Annotated in this window: 18 protein-coding genes; 9 read left to right on the forward strand and 9 right to left on the reverse strand. The window is 43.4% G+C overall.

The window, feature by feature from the left end; all coding sequences use genetic code 11:
* Nucleotides 1-13 precede the first annotated feature (13 nt).
* From SJY39_RS05675 to nagA, 3 genes are all read right to left on the reverse strand, one after another.
* Nucleotides 14-1,600: a cation:proton antiporter family protein gene (locus tag SJY39_RS05675; RefSeq protein ID WP_016767478.1), complete on the reverse strand. Its 1,587-nt coding sequence runs from the start codon at nucleotides 1,598-1,600 to the stop codon at nucleotides 14-16.
* An 84-nt stretch (nucleotides 1,601-1,684) separates the two neighbouring features.
* A complete protein-coding gene (locus tag SJY39_RS05680; RefSeq protein ID WP_010436729.1) occupies nucleotides 1,685-2,899 on the reverse strand; it encodes an ROK family protein in 1,215 nt (404 codons plus the stop codon).
* Nucleotides 2,900-2,901: 2 nt separating this feature from the next.
* Complete coding sequence (gene nagA, locus SJY39_RS05685) at nucleotides 2,902-4,038, reverse strand: N-acetylglucosamine-6-phosphate deacetylase (RefSeq protein ID WP_016767479.1); 1,137 nt, start codon at nucleotides 4,036-4,038, stop codon at nucleotides 2,902-2,904.
* 475 nt (nucleotides 4,039-4,513) lie between these two features.
* Between nagA and nagE the strand changes: the two genes are divergently transcribed.
* The gene (gene nagE / locus SJY39_RS05690) at nucleotides 4,514-6,073 is read left to right on the forward strand and encodes an N-acetylglucosamine-specific PTS transporter subunit IIBC (RefSeq protein WP_010436734.1); all 1,560 of its coding nucleotides are present in this window, start codon (nucleotides 4,514-4,516) and stop codon (nucleotides 6,071-6,073) included.
* A gap of 302 nt (nucleotides 6,074-6,375) precedes the next feature.
* Nucleotides 6,376-8,043 (forward strand): glutamine--tRNA ligase, encoded by a 1,668-nt coding sequence (gene glnS / locus SJY39_RS05695; protein WP_016767481.1) that lies wholly within the window; start codon nucleotides 6,376-6,378, stop codon nucleotides 8,041-8,043.
* Nucleotides 8,044-8,203: 160 nt separating this feature from the next.
* Here glnS and fcrX read toward each other — a convergent pair whose 3' ends face one another.
* The gene (fcrX, locus tag SJY39_RS05700) at nucleotides 8,204-8,653 is read right to left on the reverse strand and encodes a ferric iron uptake transcriptional regulator FcrX (protein ID WP_010436739.1); all 450 of its coding nucleotides are present in this window, start codon (nucleotides 8,651-8,653) and stop codon (nucleotides 8,204-8,206) included.
* A gap of 207 nt (nucleotides 8,654-8,860) precedes the next feature.
* Here fcrX and SJY39_RS05705 point away from each other — a divergent pair, with 207 nt between their 5' ends.
* Nucleotides 8,861-9,367: a DUF4442 domain-containing protein gene (locus SJY39_RS05705; RefSeq protein ID WP_010436742.1), complete on the forward strand. Its 507-nt coding sequence runs from the start codon at nucleotides 8,861-8,863 to the stop codon at nucleotides 9,365-9,367.
* Between the two features lie 92 nt (nucleotides 9,368-9,459).
* On the opposite strand, the gene fldA is transcribed toward SJY39_RS05705, so the two are convergent.
* The 3 genes from fldA to SJY39_RS05720 form a co-directional block, all read right to left on the reverse strand.
* Nucleotides 9,460-9,993: a flavodoxin FldA gene (fldA, locus tag SJY39_RS05710; protein ID WP_010436745.1), complete on the reverse strand. Its 534-nt coding sequence runs from the start codon at nucleotides 9,991-9,993 to the stop codon at nucleotides 9,460-9,462.
* A gap of 57 nt (nucleotides 9,994-10,050) precedes the next feature.
* A complete protein-coding gene (locus SJY39_RS05715) occupies nucleotides 10,051-10,269 on the reverse strand; it encodes a DUF2788 domain-containing protein (protein ID WP_010436749.1) in 219 nt (72 codons plus the stop codon).
* Nucleotides 10,270-10,377: 108 nt separating this feature from the next.
* Nucleotides 10,378-11,139, reverse strand: a complete 762-nt coding sequence (locus SJY39_RS05720; RefSeq protein ID WP_372264215.1) for an alpha/beta fold hydrolase — start codon at nucleotides 11,137-11,139, stop codon at nucleotides 10,378-10,380.
* Between the two features lie 93 nt (nucleotides 11,140-11,232).
* On the opposite strand from SJY39_RS05720, the gene seqA reads away from it, so the two are divergent.
* Both seqA and pgm read left to right on the forward strand, forming a co-directional pair.
* Nucleotides 11,233-11,772, forward strand: a complete 540-nt coding sequence (gene seqA / locus SJY39_RS05725; RefSeq protein WP_010436756.1) for a replication initiation negative regulator SeqA — start codon at nucleotides 11,233-11,235, stop codon at nucleotides 11,770-11,772.
* Nucleotides 11,773-11,864: 92 nt separating this feature from the next.
* The gene (gene pgm, locus SJY39_RS05730) at nucleotides 11,865-13,511 is read left to right on the forward strand and encodes a phosphoglucomutase (alpha-D-glucose-1,6-bisphosphate-dependent) (RefSeq protein ID WP_010436758.1); all 1,647 of its coding nucleotides are present in this window, start codon (nucleotides 11,865-11,867) and stop codon (nucleotides 13,509-13,511) included.
* Nucleotides 13,512-13,632: 121 nt separating this feature from the next.
* On the opposite strand, the gene SJY39_RS05735 is transcribed toward pgm, so the two are convergent.
* A complete protein-coding gene (locus tag SJY39_RS05735) occupies nucleotides 13,633-14,391 on the reverse strand; it encodes a DUF1853 family protein (protein WP_016793831.1) in 759 nt (252 codons plus the stop codon).
* Between the two features lie 123 nt (nucleotides 14,392-14,514).
* Here SJY39_RS05735 and SJY39_RS05740 point away from each other — a divergent pair, with 123 nt between their 5' ends.
* The gene (locus SJY39_RS05740; protein WP_016793832.1) at nucleotides 14,515-15,273 is read left to right on the forward strand and encodes a Nif3-like dinuclear metal center hexameric protein; all 759 of its coding nucleotides are present in this window, start codon (nucleotides 14,515-14,517) and stop codon (nucleotides 15,271-15,273) included.
* 167 nt (nucleotides 15,274-15,440) lie between these two features.
* On the opposite strand, the gene SJY39_RS05745 is transcribed toward SJY39_RS05740, so the two are convergent.
* A complete protein-coding gene (locus SJY39_RS05745; protein ID WP_010436764.1) occupies nucleotides 15,441-16,730 on the reverse strand; it encodes a citrate synthase in 1,290 nt (429 codons plus the stop codon).
* A gap of 417 nt (nucleotides 16,731-17,147) precedes the next feature.
* On the opposite strand from SJY39_RS05745, the gene sdhC reads away from it, so the two are divergent.
* From sdhC to sdhA, 3 genes are read left to right on the forward strand one after another with little or no spacing between them, the layout of a single operon-like run.
* Nucleotides 17,148-17,540, forward strand: a complete 393-nt coding sequence (gene sdhC, locus SJY39_RS05750) for a succinate dehydrogenase cytochrome b556 subunit (protein ID WP_010436766.1) — start codon at nucleotides 17,148-17,150, stop codon at nucleotides 17,538-17,540.
* The gene (gene sdhD / locus SJY39_RS05755; RefSeq protein ID WP_010436768.1) at nucleotides 17,534-17,881 is read left to right on the forward strand and encodes a succinate dehydrogenase, hydrophobic membrane anchor protein; all 348 of its coding nucleotides are present in this window, start codon (nucleotides 17,534-17,536) and stop codon (nucleotides 17,879-17,881) included. The genes sdhC and sdhD overlap by 7 nt, the downstream gene beginning before the upstream one ends.
* A complete protein-coding gene (gene sdhA / locus SJY39_RS05760; RefSeq protein ID WP_010436771.1) occupies nucleotides 17,882-19,648 on the forward strand; it encodes a succinate dehydrogenase flavoprotein subunit in 1,767 nt (588 codons plus the stop codon). It abuts the gene before it with no gap.
* Nucleotides 19,649-19,655 lie beyond the last annotated feature (7 nt).

The following is a 19,655-nucleotide window of genomic DNA, read 5'->3' on the forward strand; positions in this document are numbered from 1 at the left end:
AGGGCATTTAAGGTTAGGTTTTATCGATATTTGGGTTTAGTTGTTCGCAGACGTGTCGAGCAAAACCACTACCCGCTTCGCTGTAAATATTAAATGCCGCATCGACGCCATTCTCTTTCAGTGTTTCGAGCTGATCGGGATACTCAGCAATCGCCGCAATTTGACCTTTAAAGTGGCGTGACTTCAATTGCTCTAAGGCGGTTTGATTTCCTTGGTGATGAGGCATCGCCAAGATCACTAACTTCACGTTTGCTGTATCTAAGATACGCTCCCAGAAATCTGGGTCAGTTGCATCGCCAGAAATAACGTTTCTTCCTAGGTTTCTATGGTTGTGTGCCGCTTCTTCACGAACTTCGACACCTAAGCTAACCTTGCCATAGCGCGAACGTAATTCATCGTAGGCGCCAGTACCAATACGTCCCATACCTAGAATCAATACCTGTGCACGGCCCGGGTCAATTCGTTTATCACGTTGGTTAAGTTTTTCAGCTGCATGCTCTTTTAACCAGCGGCCTGATTGTTGATAAAGTTTGTGGCCCGCTTTGTTTAGAGGCGCAGCGATCAAAAACGATAGCGAAACTGCAATCGCCACAGCCACCAAGATGTCACCAGACATCCAACCCATCTTAAAGGCTAAACCGCCAACGATAAGACCAAATTCACTGTAGTTAAACAGTGATAGAGAGGCGAGTAGGGATGTTCGAACACGGAATTTGAAGCGGTTGAGTACCAAGAAGTAAAGCACGCCTTTCACTGGCAGCAACAGCAAGAATAAGATAGCGAGCATGAAGCCTTGGATAGTAGGTTGCTCGGATAACCCAATATTCAAGAAGAAGCAAACGAGGAAAAGCTCTTTGAGGTTAAACAGCGATTTCGACAGCTCTGAAGCTTTTGGGTGACCTGCTAGCAACATACCTAAGATAAGAGCGCCCAAGTCTGGTTTTACACCTACAAACTGGAACAAGCCAGCACCAACAACTAATGCGAAAAAGATGCCGAACAGCACCAACATTTCACCGTGCCCAACCCAATCAAGGATTTTGTAGAACAGCGGACGTAAAAATGGTAAAGCGAAGAGTGCGATGGCGTACCACTCTGGAATCTTACCTGTCGATGCGGTCAAAAAGACCACTGCAAAGATATCCTGCATGACGAGAATACCAATCGCTAGCGTGCCATAGGTCGCGTTCATTTCCCCTTTTTCTTGCAGAGACTTCACCGCGAATACGGTACTAGAGAATGAGAGAGCGAAACCGAGTAGAACGATTTGTTCTATCGACATTGCTGCTAGAGACGAAATACCTAAGAATTTAAAACCAAACAGGGCTACAGCAAAAAACAGAGTGGATAAAAGGTTATGGATGGTAGCACCGGCCCAGATCTCTTTAGAGAGTAGGGTTTTGATGTCTAGCTTTAAGCCAATTGTAAATAGGAGCAGGGTGACACCAAGGTCAGCCAAGGTAATGATGGTGTCATTGGTTTCAAAGCCTAGAGCGTAAAGCCCAAAACCTGCGACCAAAAAACCAACTAATGGAGGAAGGTGACACTTTAAAGCAATAAATCCTGCAATAAACGCAGTGGATATTAATATAAGTTCCATAACTTGTTGTTGTAGTTCCCTAGCTTAAAAAAACGGGCCGTGTTTATACAAACACGGCCCGCGGACAATCAGAATTGTTTTTCTTTAGTCTTCGAGTAGCTTTTGAAGTAACACACCGTTGAGCATGGCGCGCTTGATCATGGCAAAAGCTCCCATCGTAGGATGTTTATCGATCTGAGATGCTACAATAGGCAGGCCGCTATGGAAAGCCGTTAACGACTGATTCTCAACATTGCGCTTAATCGCAGGGAAAACAATCTCTTGTGCCTTAGTTATATCACCAGCAATGATAACTTTCTGAGGGTTAAATAAGTTAATCGTCATTGCGATAGCCTTACCTAACTGATTTCCTACTCGAACTAAGCTTTGCTTCGCTAGTTCATCACCATTAATCGCGTGGTCACAAACATCTTGAATCGTAATATGTTCAAGCTCGGTCAAAGAAGACTCATAGCCTTGCTTAATCAGCTTCTGTACTCGCTCAACAATGGCTGGGTTTGCCGCTACTGTTTCAAGACAGCCGAAGTTACCACATTGGCATTGCTCGCCGAGCGGATCAATTTGGATATGACCAATTTCACCCACGTTGCGGTTATGGCCTAGGAACACTTGACCATTTACAATAATGCCGGCACCTGTACCGCGGTGAACACTAACTAAAATAGAGTCTTGGCTATCTTTACTCGCACCGAAGTAGTGCTCAGCAAGTGCCATTCCTCTAACGTCATTACCCACAAAACAAGCAACATGGAATGTGTCACGAATAATGTCGCTTAATGCTAGGTTATCGATGTCTGTGTTTGGCATGTACTCAACAACACCTGTTGTTGGGTTAACCAAGCCAGGAAGAGTGACACCAATGGCAATCAACTGATCGATCTTTGGTTGATGTTCAGCAATGAAAGCCTTCAAGCTATTGACCAAGCCTTGGGTAAGGTCTGATTGGTCTGAATAATTCAGGTCTTGTTGTTGGAAAGCCAATTCACGACCGCCAAGGTCATGCAGGCTTATTTGAATGTAGTCTCGCCCCAAACGCACAGCAACAGAATGAAAGGGTTCTACTTCTGTGGTTAGGGAAATAGCGCGTCTACCGCCAGTAGACGCTTGCTGCGCAACCTCTTTAATTAGGCCGCGTTCTAAAAGTTGGCGGGTAATTTTTGTAACACTTGCCGGTGCGAGTTGGCTTACATCAGCCACTTGTATACGACTGATAGGCCCTTGTTGGTCTATAAGTCGGTATACCGCCGCACTGTTTAGTTGTTTAACTAAGTCTACGTTACCTATTTGTCCGCCATTCATACTTAATTGTGCTCGTATTGTCCGTTAACAACAGTCGCTTTAACGTTAAAGTCTCGGTCAAATACGGCAAGGTTTGCAACCATGCCTTTTTTGATTCGACCTAGCTTGCTTTCTACACCGATAGCCTGAGCTGGGTATAGCGTAGCCATGCGAAGAGCTTCGTCTAAAGCGATACCAGCGTGCTCAACTGTATTCTGAACTGCTTCAATCATAGTCAGAGCTGAGCCGCCCAGTGTGCCGTTTTCATCAACACACTTACCATCACGGTAATATACTTTCTTACCGACAAAAATAAAGTATTCCATGTCAGCACCTGCAGGAGCTGTGGCATCCGTCACTAATACCAACTTTTCTCCTTTTATTTTATGTGCAATTCGGATGTTTGCGTAATCAACGTGGAAACCGTCAGCGATGATGCCAGCGTAAACTTCAGGCGTGTCGTAAATCGCGCCAACAACGCCAGGTTCACGACCAACCATAGGTGTCATAGCGTTGAACAGGTGAGTCGCGAAAGTGATGCCTGATTCAAAGCCTTGACGCGCTTCAGCGTAAGTGGCATTGGTGTGGCCGATAGAAACCACTACGCCAGCTTTGTGTAGACGCTCAATATGTTCTGGGTCGTTGAGCTCAGGAGCCAGTGTTACTTTGGCCACAAGGTCACTGTTTTCACAGATAAGCTCAATCATTTCATTGTCAGATTTACGAATGTGATCGACACTGTGGATGCCTTTTTTCGCAACGTTTAGATATGGGCCTTCAAGGTGCAAACCTAAAGACTGGTTTTGGTATTGGTTGTGGTATTCACGAGCTGCCGTAATAACCGCGCGCATATCTTCGTCCGAAGAGGTGATTAGCGTAGGTAAAAAGCTAGTACAGCCCGATTTAAGGTTTGCTTTATGCATGATCTGCATTGTGTCAGCAGTGATCTCATCATTCAGCATTACACCGCCACAGCCATTCAGTTGTAGATCAATAAAACCCGGGCTTAGATTTGTACCATCTAGGTCACGGACCTCGATTCCTTCTGGTAATTCAGAGATAGGACAGACTTTTTTGATCAGTTCGTTTTCAATTACAACAGCATGATCGGTTAGAACATCACTACCAGTGTAAATTTTACAGTTACTTAGCGCGTACATAGTCAGCTAATCCTTATTTCGTGAGATCTTTTAAATTTGTTCGTTACCTAAATGTGGACTTAGTTTGCGAGCATCATTTACGTAACGATTTATCTTTTACGAGCAAACGTTTTTAAAATGAGAAAAGTATTTAAGTGTTTGAAAAACAAATGAACAATTAGTTAATTTTATAGTTTTAAGCTAATGTTTTTCGGTTGTTTATTGGCATTTTCTACCTAAAATGACCGGGCATTAACCCAATCTTTATATTTGGATTTTATCTATAAATGTTCATTTTTTTGAATGATAAAATAAGTTTTATGATCTCGCTAGCAAAAACCTCTGGATTTGGTAAAAACTGGTGATTAGGATCACAAATGGTAAGGTTTTAATTTGCGGAGCAAAATTAATTGAATACACTGAATAGGACTAAATTGAGCGACTAAAATAAGTTTCTCAGACGAATTCTAAAAAATCCTATAGGGGGAAACAACTGGTGAATATTCTAGGATATGCACAGAAGCTAGGTAAAGCGTTAATGCTACCTATCGCAACGCTTCCGATTGCGGCGCTTCTACTACGTTTAGGTCAAGGCGATCTACTTGATATTCCATTTATGGCGCAAGCTGGTGGTGCTATCTTCGGTAACCTACCATTGCTTTTTGGTCTAGGTATCGCGATTGGTCTTTCTAAAGATGGTAACGGCGCAGCGGGTCTTGCTGGTGCAGTTGCTTACTTCGTACTAACAGCTACAGCAACGACAATTAACGCCGACGTTAACATGTCGTTCTTCGGCGGTATCTTCGCAGGTATCATCGCAGGTCACTCTTACAACGCCTTCCATGCAACACGTCTTCCTGAGTGGCTGGCTTTCTTCGCAGGTAAACGTTTAGTACCAATCATGGCCGGCTTATTTGCACTTGTTGCAGGTGCTGTGTCTGGTGTGGTTTGGCCTGGTGTTCAATCTGGTCTAGACGCACTAGCTCACGCAGTATCAACGTCTGGCGCTGTTGGTCAATTCGTTTACGGTACTCTTAACCGTGCACTTATCCCTGTTGGTCTTCACCACGTATTGAACTCATACTTCTGGTTTGGTATGGGCACATGTCAAGAAATCATCGTTGCTGGTCAAGGCGCATTCGCTGGTATCACTCAACTTTGTGTTGACCCTGCACTGGCTAAAACACTAGTTGTTGGTCAAGAGCACACGTTCACATTCGCTAACTCTGTTACTCCAGAAATCACAACTGTTGTGAAAGAAGTGACTGAAACAGTTAAATCTGGCGACCTACACCGTTTCTTCGGTGGTGATAAAGGTGCTGGCGTATTCATGAACGGTTTCTTCCCTGTAATGATGTTTGGTCTACCAGGTGCTGCACTTGCAATGTACCTAGCTGCTCCTGCTGAAAAACGTAGTCAAGTTGGTGGCGCACTGTTCTCTGTTGCATTCTGTTCATTCCTAACAGGTATCACAGAGCCGCTAGAATTCATGTTCGTATTCCTAGCTCCTGCTCTATACGCAATGCACGCTGTATTTACTGGTCTGTCTCTAGTTGTTGCTAACATGTTTGGTACTTTGCACGGTTTCGGTTTCTCTGCTGGTCTTATCGACTTCGTATTGAACTGGGGTCTAGCAACTAAACCATTCACTCTACTATTGATTGGCTTAGCATTCGGTGCTCTATACTTCTTCACTTTCTCTTTCGCAATCCGCGCTTTCAACTTGAAATCGCCCGGTCGTGAAGATGATGACGAAGCTGTAGCGGCTCCTGCTGGCGACGCACCAAAAGGTGAGGTTGCACGCCAATACCTAAAAGCACTAGGTGGTCACGAAAACCTGACTTCAATCGATGCTTGTATCACTCGTCTACGTCTAACGCTAAAAGACCGCTCTATCGCTGATGAAGTTGTTCTTAAGAAGCTCGGCGCTAAAGGTGTGGTTAAACTAGGTGAAAACAACCTACAGGTTATCCTAGGTCCACTAGCTGAAATTGTAGCTGGCGAAATGAAAGCTATCGGTGCAGGTGAAGACCTATCTGATGTAAAACTTCCATAGTAAGGGAAGTACTTAATTAAGACGTAAAGTTACTCTTAAGTAAGTGTCAAATTGAAAGCCTCCCACATGGGAGGCTTTTTTGTGCCTGTTGTTTAGAGCCAGTGAACAATGTTCGTTCTATTCTTCATCGAATCGGAGAAATAATCACAATTAAAGGACGGTTCTTATTGTGCAAAGGCGCAGAATTGTGGATGATTAGCAACAATGATCTTTCTATCTTTGACAGGCAATAAAAGCGGCCTTTGTCTCGGATATGAAAGATAACTTTCTCTGACAATACTAAATACATAGAGGTGCTATAGATGAGTGAAGCTGAGGCTCGTCCATCGAATTTCATTCGCCAAATTATTGATAAAGATTTAGCGGATGGTACACACAGTAGCGTGCATACTCGTTTCCCGCCGGAGCCAAATGGCTACCTGCACATTGGTCACGCTAAATCTATTTGCTTGAACTTTGGTATTGCTCAGGACTACCAGGGACAATGTAATCTTCGTTTCGATGATACAAACCCTGAAAAAGAAGACGTTGAATACGTTGAGTCTATTAAGAATGATGTAAGCTGGTTAGGCTTCGAATGGTCTGGTGATATTTGTTATTCATCAAACTACTTCGATACGCTTTACGCTTATGCTGTGGAATTAATTAATAAAGGCTTAGCGTATGTTGACGAGCTAAGTCCTGAGCAGATCCGTGAATACCGTGGCACGTTAAAAGAGCCTGGTAAAGCGAGTCCATATCGTGACCGCAGCCCTGAAGAGAACCTAGCGTTGTTTGAAAAAATGCGTGACGGTGGCTTTGAAGAAGGTAAAGCGTGCCTACGTGCTAAGATCGACATGAGCTCTTCATTTATGGTGATGCGCGATCCTGTTATCTACCGTGTTCGTTTTGCTCACCACCATCAGACAGGTGACAAGTGGTGCATTTACCCAATGTACGACTTCACACACTGTATCTCTGATGCACTAGAAGGCATTACCCACTCTATCTGTACGCTTGAATTCCAAGATAACCGTCGTTTGTATGACTGGGTGCTAGACAACATCACGATTGATTGCCAACCTCGTCAGTACGAGTTTAGCCGTCTGAATCTTGAATACACGGTAATGTCGAAGCGTAAGCTGAACCAGCTTGTGGTTGAAAACCTAGTTGAAGGTTGGGACGACCCTCGTATGCCAACTATCTCTGGTCTACGTCGTCGTGGTTTCACTTCAAGCTCTATCCGTGAATTCTGTAAGCGTATTGGTGTGACTAAGCAAGAGAACATGATTGAGTTCGGTTCACTTGAATCTTGTATCCGTGATGATCTGAACGAAAATGCACCTCGTGCAATGGCTGTTCTGGATCCGGTTAAGATCGTTATCGAAAATTACGAAGCAGACGCAGTAGAAACGCTAACCGTTGCAAACCATCCAAACAAGCCAGAAATGGGCACTCGTGAAGTACCATTTACGCGTGAAATTTGGATTGAACGTGATGACTTCCGTGAAGAAGCAAACAAAAAGTATAAGCGTTTGGTTCTAGGTAAAGAAGTTCGTTTACGTGGTGCTTACGTGATTAAAGCTGAACGTATCGAAAAAGATGCAGAAGGCAACATTACGACTATCTTCTGTTCTTACGATAACGAAACCTTGGGTAAGAACCCTGCAGATGGCCGTAAAGTGAAAGGCGTTATCCACTGGGTATCGGCTGATAAAGCATTGCCTGCTGAGATTCGTTTGTACGATCGTCTATTCACCGTGGCAAACCCAGCTGCTGCTGATGACTTTGCTGCAACGCTCAACCCTGAATCACTTGTTACACTTAACGGTTTTGTTGAACCTAGCCTAGCTGAAGGTGTAGCAGAGCAAGCGTACCAGTTTGAACGAACAGGTTACTTCTGTGTAGATTCGAAAGATTCTAAAGCAGCTGCACTAGTATTCAACCGTACGGTTGGTCTACGCGATACTTGGGGAAAAACTGAAGCTTAATCGCTAAAGTGATTCGCTTTCGATAAGCACCCTAATAAAAAACCGGCTTAGAGCCGGTTTTTTTGTATCTGAATAAAGTCGTCAATTATAGAATAAGTTGCGATTAATCGTCTTATGTAGTGACCATATAAAAAACGCCGGCCCAAGCCAGCGTTCTATGTTACTTCTTCGCTTTATGCGCGTCTGGATTGCCTTTGCAATCTCCGGTAATGCTCTTTCCGTATAAGTACAAACTGTGGTTTGTCAACTTCACGTTGTAACGCTCTGCAATTTCTTTTTGTCTTTCTTCGATAAGGTCATCAGAGAATTCGATAACTTCGCCACAGTCTAGACACACTAGGTGATCATGGTGGTGTTGTGTTGAAAGTTCAAATACAGACTTACCGCCTTCAAAGTGGTGACGCGTTACAATACCTGCGTCATCGAACTGGTTAAGCACTCGATAAACGGTAGCAAGGCCAATCTCTTCACCTAAGTCGATCAGCTTTTTATATAAATCTTCAGCACTAATATGTTGGCAGTCTGGCTGTTGTAATACTTCTAAAATTTTGAGCCGTGGAAGGGTCACTTTAAGACCAGCATCTTTTAGCGCTTGATTATTGTCTGACATATACTTTCCTGTTGATGATCTGCCGCAATTAACAGAATTCAATATTAATACCATTATAGTTTAGTCAGGCATAACAATAAACCACGAACTTCAAAGGGTTACTCACTGACATCACAATCTGTTTTGTAAAATAGAGGCATCTCACTTATAGTGGAGGTTCGACCAGTCAAGGTGACGGTGTTTCTGATATGAACATGGAATGTTGTTATGAATAAGCAACTCGCAAAAATCTACAAACCGAACATTGTAAAATTCGCACTCAATATTTGGCCACCTTTCTGGGGAGCGGGTATTCGTATTGCTCATATAAGCCCTGACTTTAGAGTCGTTAAGACGATATTAAAGCTACGCTGGTGGAACAAAAACGCCAATCGCACTCAATATGGCGGCAGCATATTTTCTTTAACTGACCCTGTTTACTCTTTGATGTTAATGGGAATTTTAGGTGAGCGGTATTATGTTTGGGATAAGGAAGCGAGCATTAACTTCATTAAGCCTGGTCAGTCTGACTTGTACGCCGATTTTGAAATCAGTCAGGGGCAGCTTGATGAAATTTATCGTCAGACACAGCTTGGAGAAAAATGTTTCCCTGAATTTGTTATCTATGTGAAGGATAAGAAGGGGAATGTGGTTTCAGAAATTCAGCGCACTCTGTATGTCAGAAAGAAACCGCAGTTTAGAGAGGATGACGACGGATTAGAAGCTGAATGCTAATCCGGCGATATAAATAGTAAAAAACCTCCTAAATGGAGGTTTTTTCATATCTGTATAATCGTGACTAATTAGTCACGATTAGTGAACGGGCACTAGTCTTCTAGCTCTGCTAAGCACATTTCTTCATGGATTTGTTTAACCCAATTAGAAACACGTTCGTCAGTCAGTTCAGGTTGACGATCTTCATCGATACATAGACCAACGAATTGGCTATCATCGCCTTCAACTAAACCTTTCGATGCTTCGAATTCGTAGCCTTCAGTTGATGTGTGACCTAAGATAGTACCGCCTTTTGCTTCAACGATGTCACGGATAGTACCCATAGCATCACAGAAGTATTCTGCGTAATCTTCTTGGTCGCCACAACCAAAGATAGCAACAAGCTTCGTTGAGAAATCAATAGCTTCTAGCTCTGGGAAAAAGTCATCCCAATCACATTGTGCTTCGCCGTAGTACCACGTAGGGATACCAAGCAGCAGTAGATCGAAGTTATCGATATCTTCTTTGCTGCTTTTTGCAATGTCTTGAACGTGAACGAGCTGCTTGCTCAATTGCTTTTGAATCATCTTAGCAACAGCTTCAGTGTTACCTGTATCGCTACCAAAGAAGAGACCTACACTTGCCATAGAATCATTACCTTTAATTTTGTCTGTTGTCGGTGTAACAAAGTTCGGAGGAAATCGTTAGATCCCAGTTCCTTCCCAGCTTAGTTGGATTATCCCTTTAGCGATAAAACCTGCGCAGCCAAGGAAAAGTACTAACCATACAATACGACGACCAAATGCAGGAACATTTCCCTGCTTTAGAACGTCCTTAATTGCCATACCGATTAAAAAGAAAATCGCGGCAAACAGGAGATCTAAACCAATAGATTCAATGATGTTCATGTAGTCGTAAAGCATGGGAACCTTATATACCAATTTTGCTTGGGCGCACTATATCACTGTTGTGAGATAAAGTTAATCTGCAGTGATTGCACAGTTCTCATTTATCTGCATGAAAAAGAGCAGTTAAGCGATGAATTTTCTGATTACTCTGAGTACTTCAGCTGGTTTTTCTGCATGCAGCCAGTGCCCAGTATTCGCAATGACATGAGCCTTAGCGTTAGAAAATTGTTGTTGAACCGCGGCTTGATGATCGGCAGTGAGGTAATCAGAATCACCGCCTTTTATTAGCAATGTTTTGACCGAGGTTTTATCTACGGGTTCCCAACCAATAATCTGGGGGTAGTTATTCAATAGTGATGCCACGTTAAAACGCCATTCCATAATGCCTTGTTCTGTTTTGAACAAAGATTTTGTTAAGAACTGACGAACCCCGTCGATCTCGATATGTTTTGAGAGGATCTTTAGCGCATCCAATCGTGAGGTCGGCTTTTCTTCGATAACCGCTTGCAGACCGGCGAATACGTTGTCGTGGCGACTTTGGGTGTATGCGACCGGTGCCATATCTAAGACAATCAACTTATGCAGTGTAAGATGCTGTGTCAGTGCCATCGCTACTTTGCCACCCATAGAGTGACCAATTACAGTGACGTCTTTTAACTCAAGATCACGCAGCAATTGGGCAACATCTTGGGCCATTGCTTGATAATTATGGGTGTCGCTATGGAAGGATTGACCGTGATTGCGTAGATCGATGCTAAGTACCTGATGATCGGTTTTTAGATCCCTAGCGAGCAGGCCAAGGTTGTCCAGATTACCGAATAATCCATGGATCAAAACAATGGTGTGACCCTCACCTTCAATTTTATAGTTGAGCTGTACTGACATTTTTATCTTATTCATGGTGGGTTTGACGTAGAGTATCCGCGCGGATCTCGCTATAATCCCCCAGAGTTTAAACATTGAGATTGTGAAAAGCGAATGAAAACAATTGAGGTTGATGAGGACCTATACCGTTTTATTGCGGGTCAGACAGAACGTATTGGCGAAAGCGCTTCAGATATTCTGCGCCGCTTGTTACAGGTTGATAGCCAAGGCATGGTTCCGATCGATGAGATCGTTGAACCAAAAGGTATCGTTGTTAGCAAAGAGGTAGGCTTTACTCCAGAGAAGTTCGATGGCGTTAAAGAAATGCGCTCACTACTAATATCAGATGAGTTTGCATCACTAAAGAAAGCCATTGATCGTTTCATGCTTGTGTTATCAACACTGCATAAAATCGACCCTTTAAGCTTTTCAGAAGCAACTCAAGTAAAAGGCCGTAAGCGTGTTTACTTTGCAGATAACGAAGAGACGTTGTTAGCAAACGGGAATACAACCAAGCCTAAAGCGATTCCACACAGTCCTTTTTGGGTTATTACTAATAATAATACTAGCCGCAAAAGACAGATGGTTGAGCAGCTTATGAGCCGCATGAATTTCCAAGCAGAATTGATAGAAAAAGTAACAGGTTCAATTTAAAGAAATCTGATTTAAACCTCATAATATCCATGGATAAGAAGATATTATGAGGTTTTTTTGTTTTTAAATTTTATATATAAGGATGTCGAAAAATGGCTATGCACCCTCGTGCCGGGCAAAAAGCTCAGCAGGAAGATCTTCATAATATTCCGGCTTTAGTGGCTAACTATTTCTTACAGCAACCGGATGCTAGTAACCCTGAGCATAAAGTTCTATTCGGTACTTCGGGTCACCGTGGTACAGCAGACAAATCAACATTTAACGAAAACCACATTCTCGCGATCGCACAAGCGGTGGCTGAAGTTCGTGCTGAACAGGGTACAACAGGCCCACTTTTCTTAGGTAAAGATACTCACGCTCTATCTGAGCCTGCGTTTTCTACTGTTATCGAAGTGCTTGTAGCGAACGGTGTTGAAGTTATTATTCAAGAAAAAAATGGCTTTACTCCAACACCAGGCATCTCGCACGCGATCCTTACGCATAACCTAGTAAATGATAAAAAAGCCGACGGCATTGTTATCACACCTTCACATAATCCACCTCAAGACGGCGGTATTAAATACAATCCGACACACGGTGGCCCTGCTGAAGCTGAGCTAACTCAAGCGATTGAAGATCGTGCGAACGTCATCATTGCTGAGAAAATGCAAGGTGTTAAACGTACCCCTATCACGCTAGCTAAACAGTCTGATTTAGTAAAAGAAGTTGATCTCGTTGCTCCTTACGTTGCTGACTTGGTTAACGTGGTTGATATGGAAGCGATTCAGAAAGCAAACATCAAAATTGGTGTGGATCCACTAGGTGGTAGCGGCATCGATTATTGGCGTCAAATTGGTAAAGCGTACAACTTAGATCTTACTTTGGTAAGTGAAGCTGTTGATCCTTCGTTCCAGTTTATGTCTTTAGATAAAGATGGCGTGGTTCGAATGGATTGTTCTTCTCCGTACGCGATGGCAGGTTTACTGGCCCTTAAAGACGATTATCAATTAGCGTTTGGTAACGACCCTGATTACGATCGCCACGGTATTGTTACACCAAAAGGCTTAATGAATCCAAACCATTTTCTAGCAGTGTGTATCGACTACTTATACCGTAACCGTGAAGGTTGGGGTAAAGACGTTGCTGTTGGTAAGACGTTAGTATCAAGCGCTCTGATTGACCGCGTTGTTGCTGATTTAGGCCGCGAGCTTTGCGAAGTGCCAGTTGGTTTCAAATGGTTCGTTGATGGCCTTTATAACGGTCAGTTTGGTTTCGGTGGTGAAGAAAGTGCGGGTGCATCTTTCTTACGTAAAGACGGTACGCCTTGGTCTACAGATAAAGATGGCCTGATTCTTTGCTTACTTGCGGCTGAAATCACAGCCGTTACTGGTAAGAACCCACAAGAGTACTATGAAGAACTTGCCGCTAAACACGGTGAATCTAAGTACAACCGAATTCAAGCAGTCGCTAATGGCGCACAAAAAGACGTGCTTAAAAAGCTCTCTCCAGAGATGGTTTCTGCTGAGACGCTTGCTGGGGATGCAATTACTGCACGCCTAACACACGCTCCAGGTAACGGTGCTGCGATTGGTGGCCTTAAAGTGACAACTGAGAACGGTTGGTTTGCTGCTCGTCCATCAGGTACTGAAGACATCTACAAGATCTACTGTGAGAGCTTTAAAGGTGAAGAGCACCTAAAAGCAATTGAAGCAGAAGCTCAAGAGATTGTGAACCAAGTATTTGCAGCGGCTGGTCTATAATCGATTACGATTCATAGAATTATCAAGCAAATAATAGAAGGGTTGATGTGAAAGCATCAGCCCTTTTTATTTGCGCTGGTTGCGTGTAAGCGGGAAAAGCAAAATGAGTTAGCTTAGGCGGCTAACCGTGTGGCCAACTTTGTGGCATCACAAACCAGAATTGCCCAGATTGGGTTTGCCCATGTACAAAGCGCTCACCAAACTCAGTAAGAGGTTCACTGGTTAAGTCATCAGTACCCGCAGCCCATTCCTCTTTGCTGAGAGGGTAGAGCGCTTCAGTGATTAAATGGGCTTGGTTTTGATAGCACCAAAAACCGTTTACTTGACTTGAGTTAATGTCGTAGCCCAAACATTCAGTAGGTATTTTTTGATCTAAGAATGGGTTGGTATAGAGACGACCCTGCATGAGGAGATGTTTTGAGTCGACATCGATCTCTGGATATTGTTCAAGAAAGGCCGTTGAAGACGACATACCCAATTGGTGGTCCAACATTCGATCGAGCTTCTTATCTAATTGGTCGTGAGAGTTCGGACCAAACCATGTCTGTTCATGGAGTAGATAAAACTTAATCGCTACTTCCCAATGTTGCAGTTTTTGGCTGTTCTCTTCTTCGAGAATAAAGTCGATAGCACCTAGTGTTCTACCTTCGACATTGATCTGAATCTCATCGTGCTTGATTGAATAATTATCCGAAGCAATGATGACTTGTTCACATAGGTGTTGGTAGAGAAAGCCTAATCTAGGATTACCATTATAAGTATGTGATTCGTCGATTTCTAGGTGGCTTGAGAATGCACCGAGATCAGATATGGGCGGCTTGATTTCCAATAATGGCGGTGAGTCGATAACCCATTGGTAAAAACGTTGCAGTGCTGTCATCTCTTCCTCATAAACATAGCTCTTTATAAACGTAGATCTTTATAAACATGGCCCTGGGGCTTTCGACATTCTACCCGTAAATTGATATAACGGCGTTATTATAAAGGTAAGCTGGAAATAAAAATGAATAACATACAATTAGAAAAGCTACTGAACGAAAAACTGCAGCCACAGCAGATTAAAGATTACTGCCCGAATGGTCTTCAAGTCGAGGGGGCTTCTGAAGTGAAGCGCATCGTTACTGGTGTAACGGCCTCTCAAGCTCTGATTGATAAAGCGGTAGAATTGAATGCCGATGCTTTGTTGGTTCATCACGGTTTCTTTTGGAAAGGTGAGTCAGAAGCGATTCGAGGCATGAAGGGCAAGCGCATTCGTACTCTGATTAAGAATGACATTAATCTTCTAGGTTATCACTTACCTCTCGATATCCACCCTGAACTTGGTAACAATGCTAAGCTCGCTGAACTGCTTGATATTGAAGTTGAAGGTGGCTTGGAAGGACATCCACAATCGATTGCAATGTTTGGTAAATTAAAAACACCAGTGACAGGTGAAGAGCTTGCTGCAAAGATTGGTCAAGTTTTGAATCGTATACCGTTACATATTGCTCCTGAAAACACCGATAAAATGATTGAAAAGGTAGGTTGGTGTACTGGCGGTGGCCAAGACTACATTGAACTAGCGGCTTCTCAGGGTATTGATGCATTTATCTCTGGTGAAATTTCAGAGCGCACGACTTACTCAGCACGTGAGCAAGACATCCATTATTTTGCTGCGGGTCACCATGCAACAGAGCGATATGGTGTGAAGGCATTAGGTGAGTGGCTAACGAAAGAGCACGGTTTAGATGTCGAGTTTATTGATATTGATAATCCTGTGTAAAACAGGTAAGTGATTGGGAATATCTAGTCGATCGTAGCTTTTGCAAAGAAAGAATTTCTATAAGAGTACAGTTGGTAAGGTTAGGTAAAGATTCAAAGTATCCCGTATAAAAGAAAAGGGGTTGATGTTCTCACATCAACCCCTTTTAACATTATGCTTTATAGCAACTACTCACGTTCGTGAAGTGCTTTAAAGTCACGTTGTTCTTCACCAGTATACAGCTGACGAGGACGACCGATACGGTTCGTCGGATCGCTGTGCATTTCATTCCAGTGAGCAATCCAACCGATAGTACGAGACATCGCGAAGATTACTGTGAACATTGATACTGGAATTCCGATTGCTTTCAGAATGATACCTGAGTAGAAATCTACGTTCGGGTATAGCTTCTTAGAAACAAAATACTCATCAGAAAGGGCAATACGCTCAAGTTCCATTGCTACATCGAGTAGCGGATCTTGTATGTTTAACTCTTTAAGTACTTCGTGACATGCTTCGCGCATTACTGTTGCACGTGGGTCATAGTTTTTGTAAACACGGTGACCGAAGCCCATCAAACGGAATGGGTCATCTTTGTCTTTTGCTTTCGCAACATATTCTTCAATGTTATCTACACTACCAATCTCTTCGAGCATACGTAGGCAAGCTTCGTTTGCACCGCCGTGAGCAGGCCCCCAAAGTGATGCGATACCTGCCGCAATACACGCAAACGGGTTAGCACCAGATGAACCGGCTAGACGTACTGTGGACGTTGAAGCGTTCTGTTCGTGGTCTGCGTGTAGTGTAAAGATTTTATCCATTGCACGTGCAACGATAGGGTTCACTTCATATTCTTCACATGGGTTTGCAAACATCATATGTAAGAAGTTTTCTGCGTAGCCTAAGTCGTTACGTGGGTAGATAAACGGTTGACCTATTGAATATTTGTAACACATTGCTGCCAGCGTTGGCATTTTTGAAATTAGGCGATAAGCCGCAATTTCACGGTGTGTATCGTTGTTGATATCAAGTGAGTCGTGGTAGAACGCCGCTAGAGCGCCTACAACACCACACATTACAGCCATAGGGTGAGCGTCACGACGGAAGCCGTGGAAGAAACTAGCAATTTGCTCATGCACCATAGTGTGACGTGTCACGGTAGTCTTGAACTTTTCGTATTCAGTTCGAGAAGGGGCTTCACCGTATAGAAGTATGTAACATACTTCTAAGTAATCAGCGTTATTGGCAAGTTGGTCAATTGGATAACCACGATGTAAAAGGATACCTTTTCCACCGTCAATAAAAGTGATTTGAGACTCACAAGATGCAGTGGCAAGAAAACCAGGATCAAAAGTAAAAAAACCATTAGAACCTAGTGTACGAACATCGATCACTGGTGTACCAAGTACACCCTCTGTAATCGGCAGTTCGATCGGCGCATGACCTTCAATGTGAAGGGTAGCTTTCTTATCCGCCATAACAATCTCCTTTGTTTATTATTTTATCCGTCCAGGATGTTTATGTGCCATTTTTTTACTGGTCTTACGTCCGAAAGTCAATTTTTCTGCAGCTTTGTGTGCACTTGTTAGTGTTTTTTACATTAAATTCGTTAAAAATCTGGTCTGTGTAGCATTATTTGTTACATCAATTGTATTAGAATGTTGCCAGCCGTATAGTGGCGCTGAAAAGTTTGGTTAAAACCTTATAAATGCAAGGCTAAGAAGAAATGTGAGGTGTCTTTCTTAATCGAGCAGTTAACAATTATTTTACAATTATCTAAGGCTCAACTGCAGTTATTTGTTAAGTTAATGTTAAATTTTGAAGGTTAGCAATCAAATTTTGTCCATAACAATATCATAAGGTTATTTAATGACCATAATGCTCAATGGAGCTGAGTGAGCAAGCCCGTGAAAGAAAGAAAGACAAGACCTGTTAATTTAGATTTACAGACCATCCACTTTCCGATCACAGCAATAGCTTCCATCCTACACCGTGTGTCTGGGGTGATAACTTTTGTCGCGATTGGAATTCTGCTTTGGTTACTATCCACTTCCCTCTCATCCCCAGTAGGCTTTATGGAAGCTAGCGACATTGTCGACGGTTTCTTCGTGAAGTTTATTCTGTGGGGCATTTTAACCGCTTTGGCTTACCACATTGCTGGTGGTATTCGTCACCTTCTTATGGACCTCGGTCACTTCGAAGAGCTGGAATCTGGCGCTAAGAGCGCTAAGGTTGCATTCGCAGCAACAGCGGTATTGTCTCTACTAGCGGGGATCTTAGTATGGTAAACAACGTTTCTACTTTTGGTCGTAATGGTGTTCACGATTATTTATTGATCCGTGCAACTGCCATCATTATGACTCTCTACACTATCTACCTAGTGAGCTTCTGTGCTTTCTCTGGTGATATTTCTTACGCATCTTGGACGCAATTCTTTGGTGGAACCTTCACTAAAGTCTTCACTATGTTAGCGCTTACTTCTGTTTTGGTTCACGCGTGGATCGGTCTATGGCAAGTACTAACTGACTACATCAAATGCGCAAAACTGCGTGTTGGTCTTCAAGTCGGTGTTGTTGCAGTTCTTCTTGGATATTTCTTCTCTGGTCTGTTTATTTTGTGGGGTGCGTAAGTGACTATTCCTGTTCGTGAGTTTGATGCCGTAGTTATCGGCGCTGGTGGTGCAGGTATGCGTGCCGCACTGCAAATTTCTGAGCAAGGCCTATCTTGTGCATTGCTTTCTAAAGTTTTCCCTACTCGTTCTCATACGGTTTCAGCGCAAGGTGGCATTACTGTTGCTCTTGGCAATGCGCATGAAGACCATTGGGAACAACATATGTACGATACTGTAAAAGGTTCCGATTACATCGGTGACCAAGACGCTATCGAATATATGTGTAAAAACGGTCCTGAGTCGGTAATCGAACTTGAAAAAATGGGCCTACCATTCTCTCGTTTTGAGAACGGTACTATTTACCAACGCCCTTTTGGTGGTCAATCGAAAAACTTTGGTGGTGAGCAAGCGGCTCGTACAGCAGCGGCAGCCGACCGTACTGGTCACGCACTGCTTCATACGCTTTACCAACAAAACATTAAGCATAAAACGACGGTTTTCTCTGAGTGGTATGCACTGGATCTTGTTAAGAACGAAGATGGTGCAATTTTAGGCACAACCGCGCTTTGTATGGAAACGGGTGAGGTTTGTTACTTCAAAGCGAAGGCAACAATTCTTGCGACTGGTGGTGCGGGTCGTATCTACGCATCAACAACTAATGCACATATTAATACTGGTGACGGTGTTGGTATGGCTATCCGTGCTGGCGTTCCTATGCAAGACATCGAAATGTGGCAGTTCCACCCAACGGGTATCGCTGGTGCAGGTGTATTGGTAACGGAAGGTTGTCGTGGTGAAGGTGGTTACCTTCTCAATAAAGACGGCGAACGCTTCATGGAACGTTATGCACCAAACGCTAAAGACTTAGCGGGTCGTGATGTTGTTGCTCGTTCAATGATGGTTGAAATTCGTGAAGGTCGCGGTTGCGATGGTCCATGGGGTCCACACATCAAGCTGAAACTTGATCACCTAGGTAAAGAGACGCTTGAATCTCGCCTACCTGGTGTATGTGAACTGTCTCGTACCTTTGCTCACGTTGATCCAGTAAAAGAGCCAATCCCAGTAATCCCGACATGTCACTACATGATGGGTGGTGTCCCAACACAAGTTTCTGGTCAAGCTATTAAGCAAACCGAAGACGGCAGCGATGTTGAAATCCAAGGTCTATTTGCTTGTGGCGAAATTGCATCAGTATCCGTTCACGGTGCTAACCGTCTAGGTGGTAACTCACTACTTGATTTGGTGGTATTTGGTCGTGCGACAGGTTTACACTTAGGTGAGACTCTGAAGAAGCAAGAAGAAGCTAAGCCAGCAACTGAAGCTGACATTGAGCGTTCTCTAGAGCGTTACAACCGTTGGGAAAACAGTACAGACGGCGAAGACCCTGCGCAAATTCGTAAAGATCTTCAGCAATGTATGCAGAACAACTTCTCAGTATTCCGCGAAGGCAAAGCAATGGCTGAAGGCTTAGAAGAGCTTAAAGTAATTCGTGAACGTCTGAAAAATGCACACCTATCTGACAAATCTACGGAGTTCAACACTCAGCGTATTGAGTGTCTAGAGCTTGAAAACCTGATGGAAACAGCGTTTGCAACAGCTGTTGCTGCTAACTTCCGTACAGAGAGCCGTGGTGCTCATGCTCGTTTTGACTTCCCAGACCGTGACGATGAGCAATGGTTATGTCACTCACTGTACAACCCTGAATCTGAAAGTATGACTAAGCGTGGCGTAAACATGGAACCAATCCATCGTGAAGCGTTCCCGCCTAAAGCACGTACGTACTAAGGAGATA

The sequence above is a fragment of the Vibrio sp. R78045 genome (genome assembly GCF_042466085.1).
GTDB classification, from domain to species: domain Bacteria; phylum Pseudomonadota; class Gammaproteobacteria; order Enterobacterales; family Vibrionaceae; genus Vibrio; species Vibrio cyclitrophicus.